The sequence below is a fragment of the Collinsella sp. CLA-ER-H6 genome (assembly GCF_040092305.1).
GTDB lineage: Bacteria > Actinomycetota > Coriobacteriia > Coriobacteriales > Coriobacteriaceae > Collinsella.
The window spans coordinates 64,712-82,069 of sequence record NZ_JBBNLS010000002.1 but is presented as its reverse complement, the minus strand read 5'-3'; the positions used below and the strand labels follow the sequence as shown (position 1 = coordinate 82,069).

17 protein-coding genes are annotated in these 17,358 nt (G+C 61.6%); 11 read left to right on the top strand and 6 right to left on the bottom strand.

Annotated features, from left to right (window positions below):
• Window positions 1-73: 73 nt before the first annotated feature.
• The 7 genes from AAAX77_RS01140 (at window position 74) to AAAX77_RS01110 (ending at window position 5,863) form a co-directional block, all read left to right on the top strand.
• Window positions 74-1,294 carry a peptidylprolyl isomerase gene (locus AAAX77_RS01140; protein WP_349104363.1) on the top strand — a complete coding sequence of 407 codons (1,221 nt, stop codon included), beginning with the start codon at window positions 74-76 and terminating at the stop codon, window positions 1,292-1,294.
• Window positions 1,295-1,348: 54 nt separating this feature from the next.
• Complete coding sequence (locus AAAX77_RS01135; protein WP_349104360.1) at window positions 1,349-1,792, top strand: GatB/YqeY domain-containing protein; 444 nt, start codon at window positions 1,349-1,351, stop codon at window positions 1,790-1,792.
• Window positions 1,793-2,038: 246 nt separating this feature from the next.
• The gene (locus AAAX77_RS01130; protein ID WP_349087578.1) at window positions 2,039-2,770 is read left to right on the top strand and encodes an amino acid ABC transporter ATP-binding protein; all 732 of its coding nucleotides are present in this window, start codon (window positions 2,039-2,041) and stop codon (window positions 2,768-2,770) included.
• Between the two features lie 8 nt (window positions 2,771-2,778).
• Window positions 2,779-3,654 (top strand): transporter substrate-binding domain-containing protein, encoded by an 876-nt coding sequence (locus AAAX77_RS01125; RefSeq protein ID WP_349104358.1) that lies wholly within the window; start codon window positions 2,779-2,781, stop codon window positions 3,652-3,654.
• A 25-nt stretch (window positions 3,655-3,679) separates the two neighbouring features.
• Window positions 3,680-4,426 (top strand): amino acid ABC transporter permease, encoded by a 747-nt coding sequence (locus tag AAAX77_RS01120; RefSeq protein ID WP_349104357.1) that lies wholly within the window; start codon window positions 3,680-3,682, stop codon window positions 4,424-4,426.
• Between the two features lie 3 nt (window positions 4,427-4,429).
• Window positions 4,430-5,068: an amino acid ABC transporter permease gene (locus AAAX77_RS01115; protein ID WP_055285379.1), complete on the top strand. Its 639-nt coding sequence runs from the start codon at window positions 4,430-4,432 to the stop codon at window positions 5,066-5,068.
• Window positions 5,069-5,239: 171 nt separating this feature from the next.
• A complete protein-coding gene (locus AAAX77_RS01110; protein WP_349104356.1) occupies window positions 5,240-5,863 on the top strand; it encodes a cytidylate kinase-like family protein in 624 nt (207 codons plus the stop codon).
• Between the two features lie 126 nt (window positions 5,864-5,989).
• Here AAAX77_RS01110 and gltA read toward each other — a convergent pair whose 3' ends face one another.
• The 5 genes from gltA to glmU form a co-directional block, all read right to left on the bottom strand.
• Window positions 5,990-7,399, bottom strand: a complete 1,410-nt coding sequence (gene gltA, locus AAAX77_RS01105) for an NADPH-dependent glutamate synthase (RefSeq protein WP_022094914.1) — start codon at window positions 7,397-7,399, stop codon at window positions 5,990-5,992.
• Entirely contained in the window at window positions 7,390-8,229 is an 840-nt protein-coding gene (locus AAAX77_RS01100; RefSeq protein ID WP_349104354.1) for a sulfide/dihydroorotate dehydrogenase-like FAD/NAD-binding protein, read from the bottom strand. The genes gltA and AAAX77_RS01100 overlap by 10 nt, the downstream gene beginning before the upstream one ends.
• A 373-nt stretch (window positions 8,230-8,602) precedes the next feature.
• Window positions 8,603-9,232 (bottom strand): aminoacyl-tRNA hydrolase, encoded by a 630-nt coding sequence (gene pth / locus AAAX77_RS01095; protein WP_006235792.1) that lies wholly within the window; start codon window positions 9,230-9,232, stop codon window positions 8,603-8,605.
• Between the two features lie 224 nt (window positions 9,233-9,456).
• Window positions 9,457-10,443, bottom strand: a complete 987-nt coding sequence (locus tag AAAX77_RS01090) for a ribose-phosphate pyrophosphokinase (RefSeq protein ID WP_089573682.1) — start codon at window positions 10,441-10,443, stop codon at window positions 9,457-9,459.
• Window positions 10,444-10,634: 191 nt separating this feature from the next.
• Window positions 10,635-12,047: a bifunctional UDP-N-acetylglucosamine diphosphorylase/glucosamine-1-phosphate N-acetyltransferase GlmU gene (gene glmU / locus AAAX77_RS01085; RefSeq protein WP_349104353.1), complete on the bottom strand. Its 1,413-nt coding sequence runs from the start codon at window positions 12,045-12,047 to the stop codon at window positions 10,635-10,637.
• A 199-nt stretch (window positions 12,048-12,246) separates the two neighbouring features.
• Here glmU and AAAX77_RS01080 point away from each other — a divergent pair, with 199 nt between their 5' ends.
• The 3 genes from AAAX77_RS01080 to AAAX77_RS01070 are packed head-to-tail and all read left to right on the top strand — an operon-like array spanning window position 12,247 to window position 15,495.
• Window positions 12,247-13,134, top strand: a complete 888-nt coding sequence (locus AAAX77_RS01080) for an energy-coupling factor transporter transmembrane component T (protein WP_349104351.1) — start codon at window positions 12,247-12,249, stop codon at window positions 13,132-13,134.
• The gene (locus tag AAAX77_RS01075; protein WP_349104350.1) at window positions 13,134-14,777 is read left to right on the top strand and encodes an ATP-binding cassette domain-containing protein; all 1,644 of its coding nucleotides are present in this window, start codon (window positions 13,134-13,136) and stop codon (window positions 14,775-14,777) included. Before AAAX77_RS01080 ends, AAAX77_RS01075 begins: the two co-directional genes overlap by 1 nt.
• A 4-nt stretch (window positions 14,778-14,781) precedes the next feature.
• Window positions 14,782-15,495: a DUF6580 family putative transport protein gene (locus AAAX77_RS01070; protein ID WP_349104349.1), complete on the top strand. Its 714-nt coding sequence runs from the start codon at window positions 14,782-14,784 to the stop codon at window positions 15,493-15,495.
• Window positions 15,496-15,645: 150 nt separating this feature from the next.
• Here the strand turns inward: AAAX77_RS01070 and AAAX77_RS01065 are convergent, their stop codons facing one another.
• Window positions 15,646-16,464, bottom strand: coding sequence for an exodeoxyribonuclease III (locus tag AAAX77_RS01065; RefSeq protein ID WP_349104347.1), 819 nt, complete (start codon window positions 16,462-16,464; stop codon window positions 15,646-15,648).
• 135 nt (window positions 16,465-16,599) lie between these two features.
• On the opposite strand from AAAX77_RS01065, the gene AAAX77_RS01060 reads away from it, so the two are divergent.
• Complete coding sequence (locus AAAX77_RS01060; RefSeq protein WP_349104346.1) at window positions 16,600-17,352, top strand: NAD-dependent protein deacylase; 753 nt, start codon at window positions 16,600-16,602, stop codon at window positions 17,350-17,352.
• The last annotated feature ends 6 nt before the right edge of the window (window positions 17,353-17,358 follow it).

Below are 17,358 nucleotides of genomic sequence, written 5' to 3'. Positions count from 1 at the left end.
GTACCAAGCGTGCCGCGGGGGCCGCGTTGTGACACAATGGCGTTTGTTCGATTCGTTATGCGAAAGGCCGACTATGGCAAATAAGAAAAAGAACTCCGAGGCCGCGCCGACGCCCGAGCAGCAGGCTCGCGCTGCCTCCAGCTCTCGCAAGAAGCAGCGCAAGACGTACGTGTCTAAGACCGTCAAGATCGTCCTGGTGGTCATCGGCGTGCTGGCGATGCTGCTTTCCGTCTCGGCGATGGCGTGCTCCGGCCTTATGTCGCGGGCTGAGGACACCTCGGGCTACAAGCTGACCGGCGGTGTTGCTGCTACTATCAACGGCACCAACCTCACCGAGGACACCGTGACCAAGCAGATCATGAGCATGCGCACGTCCTACGGCTACACCAAGGACAAGGACTGGGCGCAGTATCTGGTCGACAACGACCTCACGCCCAAGAAGTACCGCAAGCAACTCATCGACTCCTACACGCAGCAGATTCTGCTTCAACAGGCACAGAAGGAGAACGGCGTGACGGTGTCGGATGAGGAGGTCGAGAAGGCTTGGAAGGACGCGTGCAAGAGCGCGGGCGGTGCCAAGGCCTTTAAGAAGACCCTCAAGACCTACGGCTATACCGAGGACACCTACAAGGACTCGCTCAAGGAGAGTCTGGCGCAGCAGAAACTCAAGGATGCGGTAGCGCCCACAAGCAAGCCCAAGGACAGCGAGATTGTCGATTACATCAACGAAAACCTGTCCAGCTACAACGATGCCCGACGCTCGTCGAACATCCTGATCAAGGTTGATTCCGACGCTTCCGACGAGGACAAGGCTGCCGCCAAGGCCAAGGCGCAGGAGTGCCTGGACAAGATCAACTCCGGTGAGCTGAGCTTTGAGGACGCCGTTGAGCAGTACTCCGAGGACACAGGTTCCAAGGAGAAGAAGGGCGATGTGGGCTGGGATAAGCTCACCACCTTTGTCGACAGCTACCAGACGGCGCTCGAGGGACTCAACAAGGGCGACGTGAGCGAAGTCGTCGAGTCGACCTATGGCTACCACATCATCAAGTGCACCGACTACTTCCATGTCGATAATCAGGTTGATGACATCAACCAGGTGCCCAAGGACATCAAAAAGTACGTCTCCAACGTGGTGAAGACGCAGGCGGCCAGCACCGCGTACAGCGAGTGGCTGGAGCAGTACAAGAAGGATGCCGACATCACCGTCAACCCCATGCCCAAGGACGTACCCTATAACGTGAGTCTGAAGGGCGTCACCAAGAGCTCGACCGACGATTCGTCGACGACTGAGTAATCATGGGGCGGTGCTCGCGCGAGCGCCGCCCACGCTATTAGAGAGGATTTGCAGATGACCAACGAAGAGCTGCAGAAGGAAATGATCGCGGCCATGAAGGCCAAGGACAAGGTTCGCCTGTCCATCATTCGCCAGGTTAAGGCCGAGGTGAAGAATATCGAGGTCAACGAGCGCCGCGACGTGACCGAGGAAGACGTCAACAGCATGATTAAGCGTCTGATTAAGCAGACGAGTGAGACGCTGGAGATGTCCATCAAGGCCGGCACCGACCAGGAGCGTACCGACAACCTGAACGAGCAGGTCAAGATTCTGGAGAGCCTGCTGCCCGCGCAGGTTTCGGGCGAGGAGCTCGAGGCTCTGATCGAGCAGGTTATCGCCGAGCTGGGCGCTACGTCCAAGAAGCAGATGGGCCAGGTCATGGGTGCACTCGGCAAGGCCACCGGCGGCAACTTCGACAAGCCGGCCGCGGCAAAGATCGTCGGAGCAAAGCTTGCGTAAGGGCCGAGCGGTACACAGTTGAGGCTGAGGGGGCGTGACCATTGCGGTCGCGCCCCTTTTTTGCTGGGCGGTGCTCATTGGGGACAGGCTTAAATGAGTGCCCAATGAGCGGGTACTCATTTAAACCTGTCCCCAATGAGTGGGTGGAAGGTTGCGGGTTCTTTACGGGAATGTAGTGTGGGCTGCGGAAACGCGGTTCTTTCCGTACAATAGTTCAACTCGTGTAAACGCAGGGAAGGGACATTCATGGCAGACATGATCGAGATCAAGCATCTCAACAAGTACTTTGGCGACCTGCATGTGCTCAAAGATATCAATCTCACCGTCAAGCGCGGCGAGAAGCTCGTAATGATCGGGCCTTCCGGCTCGGGTAAGTCGACGCTCATCCGTTGCGTCGATTATCTGGAGGAGCCCACGTCGGGCGAGGTCGTCATCGACGGTACGCCGCTCACCAAAAAGAATCACCTGGAGATGGCTCGCAAGTATAGTTCCATGGTGTTTCAGCAGTTCAACCTGTATCCCAACATGACGGTGCTCGGCAACCTGACGCTCGCGCCCATCAAGCTGCAAAAGAAGAGCAAGGAGGAGGCGACCGAGGTCGCCATCGCCGCGCTCAAGCGCGTCGGCATGGCGCATAAGGCCGGCGAGTATCCGCAGAACCTCTCGGGCGGTCAGCAGCAGCGCATCGCCATCGCCCGTGCCCTGTGCACCAAGCAGCCTATTATCCTGTTTGACGAGCCGACCTCGGCGCTCGACCCCGAGATGGTCCAGGAGGTTCTGGACGTTATGATTGAGCTCGCGCAGGAGGACATCACCATGATCTGCGTGACGCACGAGATGGGCTTTGCGCGCCAGGTGGCCGACCGCGTCATCTTTATGGAGGACGGCCGCATCCTGGAGGAGGGTACGCCCGAGCACTTCTTCGATAACCCCGAGAACCCGCGTTGCCGCGAGTTCCTGTCCAAGATTCTGCACTAGGCGCGGTGATGGACATGACGGATATGACGAGGGCGGCCGTGTCGCGCCGTCACTTTTTGAAGCTGGCGGGCGCCGGTATGCTTGCGCTGACGGGGTCCGCGCTTACCGGTTGCGGCAACTCCACCAGCGGCGAGGGCTCCGACAAGGGGTCCAAGCTTGCGGCCATCAAGTCGCGTGGCCATCTGAATGCCGGCGTTAAGAAGGACGTTCCCGGCTATGGCTATTACGACACCGCCAAGGGCCGCTTTGAGGGCATGGAAGTCGATTTGTGCTACCAGATCGCCGCTGCCGTCTTTGGCGTGAGCTACAAGGAGGCCCGCGCCCAGGAGCTTGTCGAGTTTACCGACGTAACGCCCAAGACGCGCGGCCCGCTGATCGATAACGGCCAACTTGACGTTGTCGCGGCGACTTACACCATCACCGACGAGCGCAAGAAGAGCTGGGATTTCTCGACGCCGTACCGCACCGACTACGTGGGACTCATGGTCAAGAAGCGTTCGGGCTTTACCTCGATTGAGGATCTGGATGGCAAGGTCATTGGTGTGAGCCAGGGTGCCACCACGCAGGGCCTGATCGAGCAGATGATCAAGGACAACGGCTTTAGCTGCAAGCCCGAGTTTAGGGCCTTTAGCGGCTATCCCATCATCAAGAGTTCGCTCGACGCCGGCAATATCGACGTCTTTGCCATGGACCGCTCCACGCTGGCCGGTTACATGAACGAGACCGTTGAGCTGCTGCAGCCCGAGGTCAAGTTTGGCGAGCAGGGCTACGGCGTGGCGACCAAGAAGGGCTGCGACCTTTCGGCCGTGGTCGATCAGGTGATTTGCGATCGCCTGGCCGACGGCTGGCTCGACCAAGAGGTCAAGACCTGGGGTCTTGTATAGGCGCATCGTCCAAGGAAGGAATCAAATGCTCGAAGGATTATTTGACGCCGACCGTTGGTCGACGACATTTCAAAACATGGGGCCCTTCTGGGAGGGCTTTGGCGTGACGCTACAGGTAGTCGTTGCCGGTCTGCTGCTGTCGCTGGTGCTGGGCACGCTACTGGGCGTGTTCTCTACCACTCGCTCGCGCGTGCTGCGCGCCATAAGCCGCGTGTACGTGGAGTTTTACCAGAACACCCCGTTGCCCGTGCAGGTGCTCTTTATGTACATGGCCGGTCCGCAGTTTTTGCAGGCCATAACCGGTGCCGACCAGCCGGTGCGCATTGCGCCGTTCGTGCTGGGCTTCTTGGGTGTGGGCCTGTATCACGCGGCCTACATTTCGGAGGTCATCCGCACTGGTATCGAGGCAGTTCCGCGCGGCCAGATGGAGGCGGCCCAGAGCCAGGGCTTCACCCGTGCGCAGGCATACTGGTACATCGTGCTGCCCCAGACATTCAAGATCATTCTGCCGCCGCTGTGTAACCAGTCGCTCAACCTGGTCAAGAACACGTCGGTGCTGGCGCTCGTGGCCGGCGGCGACCTTATGTACCGTTCCGACAACTTTGTGAGTCTGTACGGTTACCTGCAGGGATACATCGTCTGCTGCCTTATGTACTTCATCATCTGCTTTCCGCTCGCCATGCTGGTGCAGTGGCTCGAGCGCCGCTCCAAGGAGCGTCCGCGCGGCGTGAGCCTGGCCGAGCTGGGGCTCGACAACGTAGAGGAGGCCTAGCGCATGGAAATCTTCAACGCGACCAACCTGCTCTACATTTGGGGCGGCTTTGTTAAGACAATCGAGATCTCGGCGCTGTCGATTTTTTTCTCGCTCATCTTTGGCACGGTGCTGGCGCTCGTTAAGAGCTATGCGCCCCGCCCGTTCCGTATTTTGGTGAGCGCCTATATCGAACTGTTCCGTTGCACGCCAAACCTGCTGTGGATCCTGTTTATCTACTTTACGGTGCAGGGTTTGGACATTGTGATTTCGACCATCGCCTTTACGCTGTTTACCAGCGCTGTTATGGCCGAGATTGTGCGCGGCGGCCTCAACTCGATTCCGCGCGGCCAGTTTGAGGCAGCGCAGAGCCAGGGCTTCGGCTTCTTTGCCACCATGCGCTACATCATTTTGCCGCAGACGTTTAAGACGATCATTCCGGCGCTGTTTAGCCAGTGCACGACCGTCATTAAGGACAGCTCGTATCTTTCGGGCATTAACGTGGCCGAGCTCATGTACACGGCAAACGTGGTGATGGCCCACGCGATCGACCTGTCGCAGGTGCTTATGCTCTACGGCCTGGTGTTTGCGATGTACTTTGTGCTCAACTTTGGTATCTCGCTGCTGGTCCGAGCGTATCAACGTCGTATCGTGGCAGCGTAGTCCTGCTTCCCCAAGCACGGCACCTTGCCCCTCAATCGTCGCTTGCGTACATTTGGTACGCGGCGCTCCTCTTTCGGGGCAATCTGCCGCACTTGGGAAACCAGGACGGTCGTAAGTGACAAAATGGGAATCAGGAATCGCCTATTTCTCATTTGTTAGAAAGGAATCGCGATGAGCGATCTGGAGAACAAGAAGAGTCCCGTGGTCATTACCATCGCGCGCGACTTTGGCGCCGAGGGCCACGAGATTGGCCGTATCCTCGCCAATGAGCTGGGGATTCCGCTGTATGACAACGAGCTGCTGGTGCGCGCGTCGCTGCGTGCGGGTGAGTCGCTCGACAAGATGGCTGCCTACGACGAGCGCCTGGCCGTGGAGAACATGGCGTTTCTGCCTGACCGCTATGACGCGCGTTCGTACTCGGACAAGTTGTTCCAAAAGATGAGCCAGGTGATTTTGGATCTGGGCGAGACCGAGAGCTGCATTATCGAAGGTCGTCTGTCCGATTATCTGCTGCGTAACAACCCCAGCCACATTGCCGTGTTGGTGACCGCACCTTTTGAGGACCGCGTCGAGATTGTGCGCAAGAAGCGTGGCCTTAACAAAAAGAAGGGCGCCAAGCTGGTCAAACAGCAGCAGAAGGCGCGCGAGGCGTTCTATAAGCGCTATAGCGCCGGCAAGTGGAAGATGACGAGCGGTAAAGACATCGTCGTCAACCGCGCCAAGCTGGGCCGCGAAGGCTGCAAGGACGTCATCGCCGCAGCCTACCGCTACAAGGTGGCGCAGCTCGAAGGCTAGCCGACCAAAACCACCGCAAGGGGGACAGGCACCTTTGCGGTGGTAGGGCGATCGGCATAGAAAAAGTCCCCGCCGGGCGTGTGCTCGACGGGGACTTTGCCGTTTGGTGGCTAGCGCTGCAGGTGATTACTCGCCCAGCAGGCTCTTGGTGATGGAAGCGGCAGCCTTCTTGCCGGCGCCCATCGCCAGAATGACCGTAGCGGCACCGGTGACGATGTCGCCGCCGGCCCAGATGCGGGGATCGGTGGTCTGGCCGGTCTCCTCGTCAGCGACGATGTAGCCCCACTTGTTGAGCTCCATCTTGCCGCCGATCTTCTTTGCGAAGGGGTTGGCGTTGGTGCCGATAGCCGAAATCGCGACGTCGCAGGGGATCTCCTCGATGGCGCCCTCGATGGGCACCGGGCGACGACGGCCGGACTCGTCGGGCTCGCCGAGCTCCATCTTCTGGACCTTGACGGCGCACACGGAGCCGTCCTCGCCAGCGACAAACTCGAGCGGGGAGACGAGCGGCAGAACCTCGACGCCCTCGGCCTTGGCATGGTGCAGCTCGGCGCGACGGCAGGGCATCTCGTCCTCGGTACGACGGTAGGCGATGATGGCGTGCTCGGCGCCCAGACGCTTGGCGGTACGGACGGCGTCCATAGCCACGTTGCCGCCACCAAAGACAACGACGTTCTTGCCGTGCTTGGTGGGGGTGTCGTACTCGGGGAACTTGTTGGCCTTCATCAGGTTCACGCGGGTGAGGTACTCGTTTGCGAAGAAGACGTTGGGCAGGTTCTCGCCGGGGACGTTGAGGAACTTGGGCAGGCCGGCGCCGGTCGCCACGTAGATGGCGTCGAAGCCCTGCTCGAACAGCTCCTCGGCCGTGGCCATGTTGCCCACGACGGAGTTGTACTCAAACTTGACGCCCATGTCCTCCAGGCCGTCAATCTCGCGCTTGACGACCGCCTTGGGCAGACGGAACTCGGGGATGCCGTAGACCAGCACGCCGCCGCCGGTGAAGAAGGCCTCGAAGACGGTGACGTCAAAGCCGTTGCGGGCGAGCTCGCCGGCGCAGGTGATGCCGGACGGGCCGGAGCCGACAACGGCGACCTTCTTGCCGTTCTTGGGAGCCATCTTGGGCGTGGAGGCGAGCTCGGGGCGGTCACCCAGGAAGCGCTCGAGCTGGCCGATGGCCACGGGCTCGGACTTTTTACCACGGATGCACTTGCCCTCGCACTGGTTCTCCTGCGGGCAGACGCGGCCGCAGATGGCGGGAAGCATGGAGTCCTCGCGGATGGTATCGAGGGCGCCGCCGAAGTCCTTCGCGCGGATCTGCTCGATAAAGCGGGGGATGTTGATGTTGACGGGGCAGCCCTCAACACAGAACGGCTTCTTGCAGTTGAGGCAGCGCTCGGCCTCGGCCAGCGCCATCTCCTCGGTGAAGCCCTTGTCGACGGGGCGGAAGTCGCAGGCGCGCTCGGCAGCCGGCTCCTCGTTATCGGGGGTACGGGGCGACTTCATATCGGCAACGAAACGACCGTTAACTAGTGGCATGCGCAGCTCTTTTCCTCATAGGCCTTGAGGGACTCGCCCTCTTCGGAACGGTAAGCGGCCTGGCGGGCACGAAGGTCATCCCAGTCGACCAGGGTGGCATCGAAGTCGGGGCCGTCGACGCAAGCGAACTTGGTCACGCCGCCCACCTCGACGCGGCAGCAGCCGCACATGCCGGTGCCGTCAACCATGATGGGGTTGAGGGACGCGGTGATGGGGGTGTCGTACTTCTGGGCGGTGAGGGTCGAGAACTTCATCATCGGAACGGGGCCGACACAGAAGACCTGGCTCACGGCCTTGTCCTGCAGTAGGCGCTCCAGCGGAGCGGTAACAACGCCCTGCTCGCCGTAGGAACCGTCGTCAGTGGTGATGTGGATGTGGTCCTCGTCGAGGAGCTCGCGGAACTGGTCCTCCATGAGCAGGAGGTCCTTGGTGCGGGCGCCCATGATGGCGTGCACCTCGTGACCGGTCTCGACCAGGTGCTTGGCGACCGGGAAGGCAATTGCCAGGCCGACGCCGCCGCCAATGACGGCGCAGGGGCCCTCGGCCATCTCGGTGGGAACGCCCAGCGGGCCCACGACGTCGCGCAGCGACTCGCCGGCCTCGTAGGTGGAAAGCATTTCGGTGGTCTTGCCGATCACCATGAAGATGAACTCGACCCAGCCCTCGTCACCGTTCCAGCCGGCCAGGGTAAACGGGACGCGCTCGCCCGTCTCGTTGGCGCGAACCATGAGGAACTGTCCAGCGTGCGCATGCTTGGCGATTGCAGACGCCTCGATGCGGAACTTGAACACCTTCTCCGAGAACTGCGTCTTCTCCAGGATCTTATACATAGAACCCCTCTCTTGTTAGGGCCGCCGAACCGTGCCTCCACGGAAATGGACGGTAGCCCGAATAAAACCGTACGCGCACAGGCGTTGTGCAGACATACGGTGCAAATTATACCCTCATGGACATGTCACTTACGTGTGTCTTCGGCTGTTGGGAGCAGGGTTTATCCACTTTGGCCTACCAAAGGGGAGAGGTTTATTTTGGTCAGTTTTATCAGGTAAAACGGCAAAGGGGGCCGGCCTCGGGTTGTGATGAGGCCGGCCCCCTTTGGGGTGCTATGCATGTATGTCGGCGCGCGGTTGATTGCGATGCCGCAACTGGGGCGTTTCCGCAGGTAAAACCTGCCAAAATAAACCTGTTCCTAAATGATAGGTTTTAGTGCTTGCCGTTGGCGGAGGCGGCGCCGTTGACATGGTCGCGGGCATAGACCACGCCGTGCACGATCGCCAGGCCGGCGGCGTCGGCCGCGCGGGCGCAGGTGTCCTGGAAATCCTCGGCCTCGCGGGCGCGCAGCTGCTTAAGAACGTAGTCGGCGACGGCCATCTTGCCGGGAGGGTTGCCGATGCCGGTGCGGATGCGGCTGAAGTCGCGGCTGCCCATCTTGTCGATGATGGAGCGCAGGCCGTTGTGACCGGCGTGGCCGCCGCCCACCTTAACGCGGACGTCGCCGGCGGGAATATCGAGCTCGTCGTGGATTACGAGCAGCTCCTCGGCCTTGATCTTGTACTCGCGGCAGAGCTTGGAGATGGGGCCACCCGAGGTATTCATATACGACTGCGGCTTGACCAGTACAATCTGGCGCTTACCGCCCTCTTCCTCGGGATCGTTGATGTTGATGAGCGCGACCTCGGCGCCTGCTTGGTTTTTCCAGTACGTGACGCCGGCCTGACGGGCCAGCTCGTCGATTGCTTTGAAACCAGCGTTGTGACGGGTCTCGGCATATTCCTCGCCAGGGTTGCCAAGTCCGGCAACCATGCGAATCTTAAGCGGCTGTGCAGCTGCCATATTTGTCCTTCCGTTACACAAATAGTTCAATCAACGACAAAGGCTACCACGCCCGCCGAAGGCGAGGCTTTGCTTCAGCGAAATCCCACCAGACAAAAGCGCGGCCGCGGCAGAGCGAGCCGTCGGAACAGAAGAAACCCCCGCGCGACCTTTGCGAAGCAAGGGGGAGCGCGGGGGTTTCTTCTGTTCCGACGGCGATGCGCCGGGTTACAAGGACGATGCGACTACAGCGCGAAGTCGCCGCCGACGAGCGTGGAGACGGGCTCCTCGTGGTAAACGGCGGAGATGGCCTGAGCGAACTCCTCGGCGACCGAGATGGTCTTGATCTTGCCGCCGACCTCGACGGGAATGGCGTCGGTGACGACGCACTCGACGATCGGGGCGTCGTTCAGACGCTCGATGGCCGGACCGGAGAAGATACCGTGGGTGGCGCAGACGTAGATATCGCCAGCGCCCATAGCCTTGAGCTCCTTAACGTTGGCGCACAGGGTGCCAGCGGTGTCGATCATGTCGTCGTTGATGATGCAGGTCTTGCCCTTGATGTCACCGATGATGCCCATGACCTCGGCGGCGTTGTGGCGCGGACGGCCCTTGTGGGCGATGGCCAGGTCGCAGCCGAGCATGTCGGACAGCTTCTTGGCGGCCTTGGCGCGGCCCACATCGGGGGAGACGACAACCAGGTTGTCGGTGTCGAAGTGCATGTCGTTGTAGTACTGGCCAAACAGCGGCAGCGCGGACAGGTGGTTAACCGGGATATCGAAGAAGCCCTGAATCTGGCCCTGGTGCAGGTCGAGGGTGATGATGCGGTTGACGCCAGCGCGCTCGAGCAGGTTGGCGACGAGGCGGGCGGTGATGGGCTCACGCGGGCCGGCCTTGCGGTCCTGGCGGGCATAGCCGTAGTGGGTGATGACGGCGGTGATGGAGCGGGCGGATGCGCGCTTGGCAGCGTCGGTGGCGATGAGCAGCTCCATGAGCATGTCGTTGACGTTGCCGCCGGCCACGGACTGAATCAGGAAGACGTCGGCGCCGCGGACGGTCTCGTCGTAGCGGGCGTAAATCTCACCATTGGCGAACTGCTTTAGCGTAAGGCCCGAAAGCTCGACCCCAAGGTACTCAGCGATCTTCTGAGCGAGGGGACGGTTGGAGGAACCGGAATACACGCGGATGGACTTGCGCATATTCTCCGACTTCTCGGGATCATTAATCGGCATTACCCTTCTCCTTTATATCGAATGCCATATAGATGCCTTGTTGCATTGTAACCGCGCGACGGGGTTAATCGGGTCTTGATAACGTCTTTACCGTCAACGGACACGAACCGACCACTCATCCGGTTGCGCAGGTCACGATAGAAAAAGGAGCCGCCCCCATGGGAACAGCTCCTTAGATGCTTGGTAAAACGTTATACCTCGTCGTCCTCGTGCAGACGGCGGCGGTAATCGGCGGCCCAGCCCTCAATGTTTACCTGGCGGGCACGACCCAGGCCAAGTGCGTCGGCCGGGACCGGCTCGGTGATGACGGAGCCGGCGGCCACGAGCGCGCCGTCGCCGATCTGGGCGGGCGCGACCATCATGGTGTCGGAACCGATGAAGGCGTCCTTGCCGATGACGGTCTTGTGCTTGTGCACGCCGTCATAGTTGCAGGTGATGGAGCCCGCGCCCACGTTGACGCCGGAGCCCATGGTGGTGTCGCCGATGTAGGACAGGTGCGGCACCTTGGAGCCCTCGCCGATCGTAGACTTCTTGATCTCCACGTGCGTGCCGGCCTTGGAGCCGTCGAGCATGTGGGTGCCCGGGCGCAGGTAGGCGCGCGGGCCGCAGTCGACGCCGTTCTCGATGACGGCCTCGATGGCGATGGTCTCATCGATGGTGCAGCCACTGCCGACGGTGGTGTCGGTGAGACGGCTGTTGGGACCGAGCTGGCACTCCTCGCCCACGGTGACGTGGCCGATCAGATGCGTCTGCGGCCACACGACGGTGTCGCGGCCGATAACGGCGTCGGGGCCGATCCAGGCCTGCGTGGGATCGATGAACGTGACGCCCTCGGCCATCCAGTGCTCGTTGATGCGGTCGCGCGCGATAGCGGTGAGCTGCGCGAGCTGGATGCGGCTGTTGACGCCCAGGCCGTCGCGGTAGTCGTCGCAGTGGAAGATGGAGACTGCCTGACCATGGCCTTTGAGGATCTCGAACATGTCGGGCAGGTAGTACTCGGATTGCGCATTGTCGTTGCCGATCTCGTTAATGTGGGCGGCGAGCTGCGCGCCGTCAAAGGCGTAGCAGCCGGCGTTGCACTCCAGCAGCGTTGCGGCCTGCTCGGGCGTGCAGTCCTTCTGCTCGATGATGCGCTCGATCTGGCCGTCGGCGCCCAGCTTGATGCGGCCGTAGCCGAAGGGGTCGGGCGGGGTCATGGTCATGACGGTGCAGGCGAGCTTGCCGGTAGCGACGGTCTGTGCGAACTTGGCGACGGTGTCGGCGGTGATGAGCGGCAGGTCGCCGTTGAGCACGACGACGGGGCCTTGCGTGATGCCGCAGGCCTCGAGCGCGACCTTCACGGCGTGACCGGTGCCCAGGCGCTCGGTCTGCTCGACGCACTCGACCTTGGTGGCGCTGCTGGCGTAGGCGCCGTCGATGAGGGCGCGCATCTCGTCGGCGTGGCTGCCGATGACGACCACGACGCGGCTGCAGCCGGCCTTGATGGTGGCGTCGACGATCCACTGAACCATGGGCTTGCCCAGGATCTTGTGCGAAACCTTGCAGTGGTTCGACTTCATGCGGGTGCCCTCGCCGGCAGCGAGGATAATTGCGGTTGCGTCCATGTGATCTCCTGTTACGTTATAGAGACGTGTGTTTGGAAACGATACACGGCGCAATATGATACCGCAGGCATATGTTGAGCGCGTAACGATTGATGCGTGAGGGCCGATGTCGGTGCCGACGGCGTGACGTTTGTGCTGCTTGCGTGCGGCGTTGGCGGTGCTGCGGAGCTATCGTTTGAGCGAGGGGACGGGGGTGCCCGTGAACAACATACAAGAGGAGTTTGGCGGCGAGCCCGTCGCGGCGTTCTCGATGTCGCATCCGGCTGTGCCGGCACTCTATATAGTGCTGACGCTGGGGCTCACCATGTTCTCGATGCAGCCGGTGCTGATTGCGCTGTCGCTTGCGGGCGGGCTGGCGTACGGGCTTGCGACGCGCGGTGCTGCGCGCACGTTGGGGGCGCTTCGCTGGCAGCTGCCGGTGATTTTGATTATCGCGCTGGTCAATCCGCTGTTTAGCGCCTCGGGCTCGACGGAGCTGTTCCGTATTGGTATGCGCGCGGTGTATCTGGAGAGCATGGTATATGGCCTGTGCATGGGCGGACTGTTTGTGGCGAGCGTGCTGTGGTTTGAGGCCGCGGCGTCGATGCTCGAATACGACAAGGTGCTCGCGCTGCTGGGCAATGCCGCACCGGTGATTGCCCTCATGATCTCGATGTGCATGAGGCTTATCCCGCAGTTTTTGCGCCGCGGCCGCACGGTGCTGGCGGTGCAGGGCGCGATTGATGTACCGGGGCGTGCGCCGGCCGATCCCGTGCGCTCGCGCCTGCGGGCGTCGAGCGTGTTGATGGGCTGGGGCATGGAAGATTCGCTGGAGCGCGCGGACGCGCTGCGCTCGCGCGGGTGGGGTGCCGCGACGCGTCGTACGACGTATGCGCGGTATCGACTGGGGCGCAGCGACGTTGCCGCGCTGGTCGGGCTCGCGCTGTTTGGTGCTGCCGCGGTGGCGGTGGCGTGGACCGCGACGACGCAGTATTCGTTTTATCCGCAGCTCTCGGTGCCGGCGCCGTGGCCGGGCTATGTCGTGTACGTTGCCTGGATGGTGCTGCCTTGCGCGTTGCACGCGATTGATGAGAAGAGGTTTGGCTGATGGCTCGGTTGGATAGGAGCTCGGCGGCGGGTGTGGCATATGGCTCGGCCGCGCCGGCGATTGAGGTGCGGAGCCTGAGCTTTGCCTACCCCGATGCTGATGCTGCGGTGCTCGAGGGGCTCGACTGGTCTGTTCCCCAAGGTGCGTTTGCGCTGCTTGTTGGCGGTACCGGTTCGGGCAAGTCGACGCTGCTGTCGCTGCTCAAGCCCGAGATCGCTCCAGCGGGCGAGCGCACTGGCGAACTGCGCGTGCTGGGCGAGCCCGTCGCCGACATGGATGTGCGGGCATCGGCGGAGCGCGTGGGTTATGTGTTTCAGGATCCCGAGAACCAGATTGTGTGCGAGACCGTGTGGCACGAGATGGCGTTTGGCCTAGAGAATCTGGGTGTGTCGCGCGACGAGATGCGCCGCCGTGTTGCCGAGACCAGCTATTTCTTTGGTCTGGAGGACTGGCTTCATCGTGATACCGATACGCTTTCGGGTGGCCGCAAGCAGCTGCTGTCGCTTGCCGCCGTCCTGGCGCTGCGTCCGCGTGTGCTGCTACTCGACGAGCCCACGTCTCAGCTTGATCCGGTTGCGGAGAAGAATTTCCTGCACGCGCTGTTTCGTGTGAATCGCGAGCTGGGCTGCACGGTTGTTGTGGCGACGCATCAGCCGCGCCCAATGCTCGAATACGCGACGTGTGCGTACCGGATTGAGGACGGTCGCGTGCGCGAGGTGGCGGATATGGCTTCTTTGGGACGCCGAGAATCGCTGTTTTCCGACGACATGTTGGGGTGGGGTGCCATCCGATGTGCAAAAAACGGAGTATTCAGCAGACGTGAGGACAATTTGGGCTCTCTGGAGCCGCCCGGGGACGTATCGAGCGCGAAAAAAAGTTTGGAATTGGACAAATCGTCCGAATTTGTGGCGCAAACGTCGCTCGAGAACGGCTCGGAAGCGTTCCCGCGCACGGATGGAAGCAGAATACTCCAAAAAATGTACGGCGGGTCGGCTACCACCTTGTCGGAAGGCTGGTTTCGCTACGATCGAGCGGGCGGTTGGGTGCTGCGTGGGCTCGACGTGGCGTTTTCGGCCGGTGCGGTGCATGCGATCGTGGGCGGCAACGGATGCGGTAAGTCGACGATGCTCTCGGTGCTGGCGAAGACCGCCAAGCTGCAGCGCGGCCGCATGGTGCGCGGAGCGGCCTCGGCGGCGTTGCTGCCTCAGAATCCCAAAGCATTGCTGGTTGCCGAGACGGTGTGCGACGAGCTGATGGAATGGGCTTCAGCCTGCGGATATGACGAGACCGTGGCGCGGGAGCGCGCGGCGAGCTTGGGGCTGGACGGCCTGGAGACGCGCCACCCCTACGACCTCTCGGGCGGACAGCGCCAGCTGCTCGCACTGGCGAAGCTGCTGCTGATCGGCCCCGAGCTGCTGCTGCTTGACGAGCCCACGAAGGGCTTGGACCTGGAGAGCCGCCGCATCATCGCCCGCGCCCTGCGTGACCATGCGAAGCTTGGCGGCACCGTCATCATGGCCACGCACGATCTGGATTTTGCCGAGCAGGTTGCCGATGACGTTGCCATGATGTTTGACGGTGAGATTGCCTGCATGGAGTCCCCGGCCGACTTCTTTGCCGACAACGTGTTCTATAGGGCGTGATGGGATGGCGGATTTTCGCGCCTCGCGCCTACTCACAAAACTTGAGATTCCGCTGTTGTTGGCGGTGCCGGCGGTAATGGCCGCAGCATTGCTGGCAGGCATTGAGCAGGCAGCGCTTGCCATGCTGGTTGTGGTGGCGCTCGTGCTCGCGCTGTTCTTTGCGGGTTACGAGGCATCTCGTCCGGGTTTGCGCCAGATTATGCCCACGTTGGTGCTGGCGGCGCTGGCGGCGGCGGGGCGCATCCTGTTTGGGCCCATTCCCGACTTTAAACCGGTGAGTGCCATCGCCATTATCGCGGGGGCGACGTTGGGTCGACGCAACGGCTTCATGGTTGGTGCGCTGGCAGCGCTGACCAGCAATTTCTTTTTTGGACAGGGCATGTGGACGCCATGGCAGATGTATGCCTGGGGTCTGGTTGGCTATGTTGGCGGCGCGCTGGCGCATGCGGGCGCGTTCGACCGCGCCGACGGCACCGTGCGATTGCCGGCGCTACTGGCGTACGGCTTTGCGTCGGGCTTGCTCTATGGCGTCGTGATCAACGCGTATGACATCATTGGTTTTGTGCAGCCGCTCACGTGGGCGGGAGCCGTGGCGCGTCTTGTCACGGCAGTGCCGTTCGATATCACACACGGCCTCGCGACCTGCGTGTTCTTGGCCGCCTTGTACAAGCCTTGGTGCCGTCGCATTAACCGTGTCGTCGTGAAATACGGGCTGTAGGGCATTTCGCGTTCCCTCACGAACTTGCGGTGGAATAGTTCTTGTTTTTGGCTATTTGCTGCCCAAACAGGAACTATTCCACCGCAACTTATAGGGGGAGAGGGGTCACATGATCTGTTTTCCTCTGTCCCCTAGAGGAATTACTTGGGGCTAGAGCTCTAGCGTGAGGGTGACGGGGCAGTGGTCGCTGCCGAAGATGTCGCCGCGGATGCCGGTGTCGCGCACATTGCCGGCGATTGCGTCGCTCACCAGGAAGTAATCGATGCGCCAGCCGGCGTTGTTCTTGCGGGCATTAAAGCGATAGCTCCACCAGCTGTAGACGCCCTCGACGTCGGGGTTTGCCGCGCGCCAGGTATCGGTAAAACCGGCGTCGAGCAGCTCGGTAAACTTGCCGCGTTCCTCGTCCGAAAAGCCTGCGTTACCGCGGTTGGACTTGGGGTTCTTAAGGTCGATCTCTTCGTGCGCCACGTTAAAGTCGCCGCAGGTCACCACGGGCTTGCCGGTCTCGCGCTCTAGTGCGCTCAAAAAGCTACGATAGGCATCGTCCCAGGCCATGCGTACATCGATGCGCGCGAGCTCATTTTGGGCGTTGGGCGTATAGACGTCGACAAACCAAAACTTGTCGAATTCGAGCGCGCAGACGCGGCCCTCGGTTGCGGCCTGGGCGACGAGCTCGGTCGCTTCGCCCTCGCTAGCGTAGGGTAGCAGCGCATCGGCGTGCAACGTGCGCAGCGGTTCCTGGCGGCTAAAGACCGCAGTACCCGAATAACCTTTACGCTCGGCGTAGCTCCAGGTTTGGTGATAACCGGGCAGGTCGATATCGACCTGGCCCTCTTGCAGCTTGGTCTCCTGCAACGCCAGGATATCGACGTCGAGTTCTTGCGCGATCTGGATAAAGCTCGGGTCCTTTTTGAGCACGGCGCGCAGGCCGTTGACGTTCCACGAGGCGAAAGTGTAAGTCTGAGGCATGGTGTCCTTTCGACGGGGTTTGCAGGCTTAAGATTAGCGCAACAGGGGCGGGGTGGGCTCCGCACGTGCTGACTCAAAGGCCGCATGCCGGGATGTCGCCCGACGTTGCCCGACCAACAAGGACGGAGGACTCATATGACGCAGGCGATAACGGACTCCAAACAGGCCTCCGCCGCGCTGGCGGAGCTGTTCGATACCCACAAGCGCGTGGTGTTCTTTGGCGGCGCTGGTGTTTCCACGGCAAGTGGCATCCCCGATTTCCGCAGCGTGGACGGCCTGTATCACCAGCAGTTTGCCTATCCGCCCGAGACCATGCTGTCGCATAGCTTTTACGAGGCGCATCCGGCCGAGTTCTTCGACTTCTACCGCACCAAGATGATCGCGCTTGGCGCCAAGCCCAATCGCTGCCACACCAAGCTGGCCGAGCTGGAGCGCGCCGGCAAGCTAAATGCCGTGGTGACGCAAAATATCGACGGCCTGCATCAGATGGCCGGCTCACGGCGCGTGTTTGAGCTGCACGGATCGGTCCATCGCAACATTTGCCAGTCGTGTGGCGCGGTCTATAGCGCCGAGTGGATTTGCTCGCGCGAGCACGAGGACGCCGCGGGCGTGCCTGCGTGCCCCGCGTGCGGCGGCCGCATCAAGCCCGATGTGGTGCTCTACGAGGAGCCGCTCGATGAGCACGTGCTGACCGGCGCCGTTGCCGCCATCGCCGCGGCCGATGCCCTCATTGTGGGCGGGACCTCGCTCGTGGTGTATCCGGCGGCGGGCCTTACGCGTTACTTTACCGGCGATACGCTGGCCATTTGCAATCTTGCTCCCACCGATCAGGATGCAAATGCCGACCTGCTGATTTCTTGCGACATCGCGGCCGCGTTTGCGTTCTAGCCCGCG

What these genes read in the sequence shown, in the direction of transcription:
- AAAX77_RS01140 (WP_349104363.1), top strand. Translation starts at nt 74, where the DNA reads ATGGCAAATAAGAAAAAGAACTCCGAGGCCGCGCCGACGCCCGAGCAG.
- AAAX77_RS01135 (WP_349104360.1), top strand. Translation starts at nt 1,349, where the DNA reads ATGACCAACGAAGAGCTGCAGAAGGAAATGATCGCGGCCATGAAGGCC.
- AAAX77_RS01130 (WP_349087578.1), top strand. Translation starts at nt 2,039, where the DNA reads ATGGCAGACATGATCGAGATCAAGCATCTCAACAAGTACTTTGGCGAC.
- AAAX77_RS01125 (WP_349104358.1), top strand. Translation starts at nt 2,779, where the DNA reads ATGGACATGACGGATATGACGAGGGCGGCCGTGTCGCGCCGTCACTTT.
- AAAX77_RS01120 (WP_349104357.1), top strand. Translation starts at nt 3,680, where the DNA reads ATGCTCGAAGGATTATTTGACGCCGACCGTTGGTCGACGACATTTCAA.
- AAAX77_RS01115 (WP_055285379.1), top strand. Translation starts at nt 4,430, where the DNA reads ATGGAAATCTTCAACGCGACCAACCTGCTCTACATTTGGGGCGGCTTT.
- AAAX77_RS01110 (WP_349104356.1), top strand. Translation starts at nt 5,240, where the DNA reads ATGAGCGATCTGGAGAACAAGAAGAGTCCCGTGGTCATTACCATCGCG.
- gltA (WP_022094914.1), bottom strand. Translation starts at nt 7,399, where the DNA reads ATGCCACTAGTTAACGGTCGTTTCGTTGCCGATATGAAGTCGCCCCGT.
- AAAX77_RS01100 (WP_349104354.1), bottom strand. Translation starts at nt 8,229, where the DNA reads ATGTATAAGATCCTGGAGAAGACGCAGTTCTCGGAGAAGGTGTTCAAG.
- pth (WP_006235792.1), bottom strand. Translation starts at nt 9,232, where the DNA reads ATGGCAGCTGCACAGCCGCTTAAGATTCGCATGGTTGCCGGACTTGGC.
- AAAX77_RS01090 (WP_089573682.1), bottom strand. Translation starts at nt 10,443, where the DNA reads ATGCCGATTAATGATCCCGAGAAGTCGGAGAATATGCGCAAGTCCATC.
- glmU (WP_349104353.1), bottom strand. Translation starts at nt 12,047, where the DNA reads ATGGACGCAACCGCAATTATCCTCGCTGCCGGCGAGGGCACCCGCATG.
- AAAX77_RS01075 (WP_349104350.1), top strand. Translation starts at nt 13,134, where the DNA reads ATGGCTCGGTTGGATAGGAGCTCGGCGGCGGGTGTGGCATATGGCTCG.
- AAAX77_RS01070 (WP_349104349.1), top strand. Translation starts at nt 14,782, where the DNA reads ATGGCGGATTTTCGCGCCTCGCGCCTACTCACAAAACTTGAGATTCCG.
- AAAX77_RS01065 (WP_349104347.1), bottom strand. Translation starts at nt 16,464, where the DNA reads ATGCCTCAGACTTACACTTTCGCCTCGTGGAACGTCAACGGCCTGCGC.
- AAAX77_RS01060 (WP_349104346.1), top strand. Translation starts at nt 16,600, where the DNA reads ATGACGCAGGCGATAACGGACTCCAAACAGGCCTCCGCCGCGCTGGCG.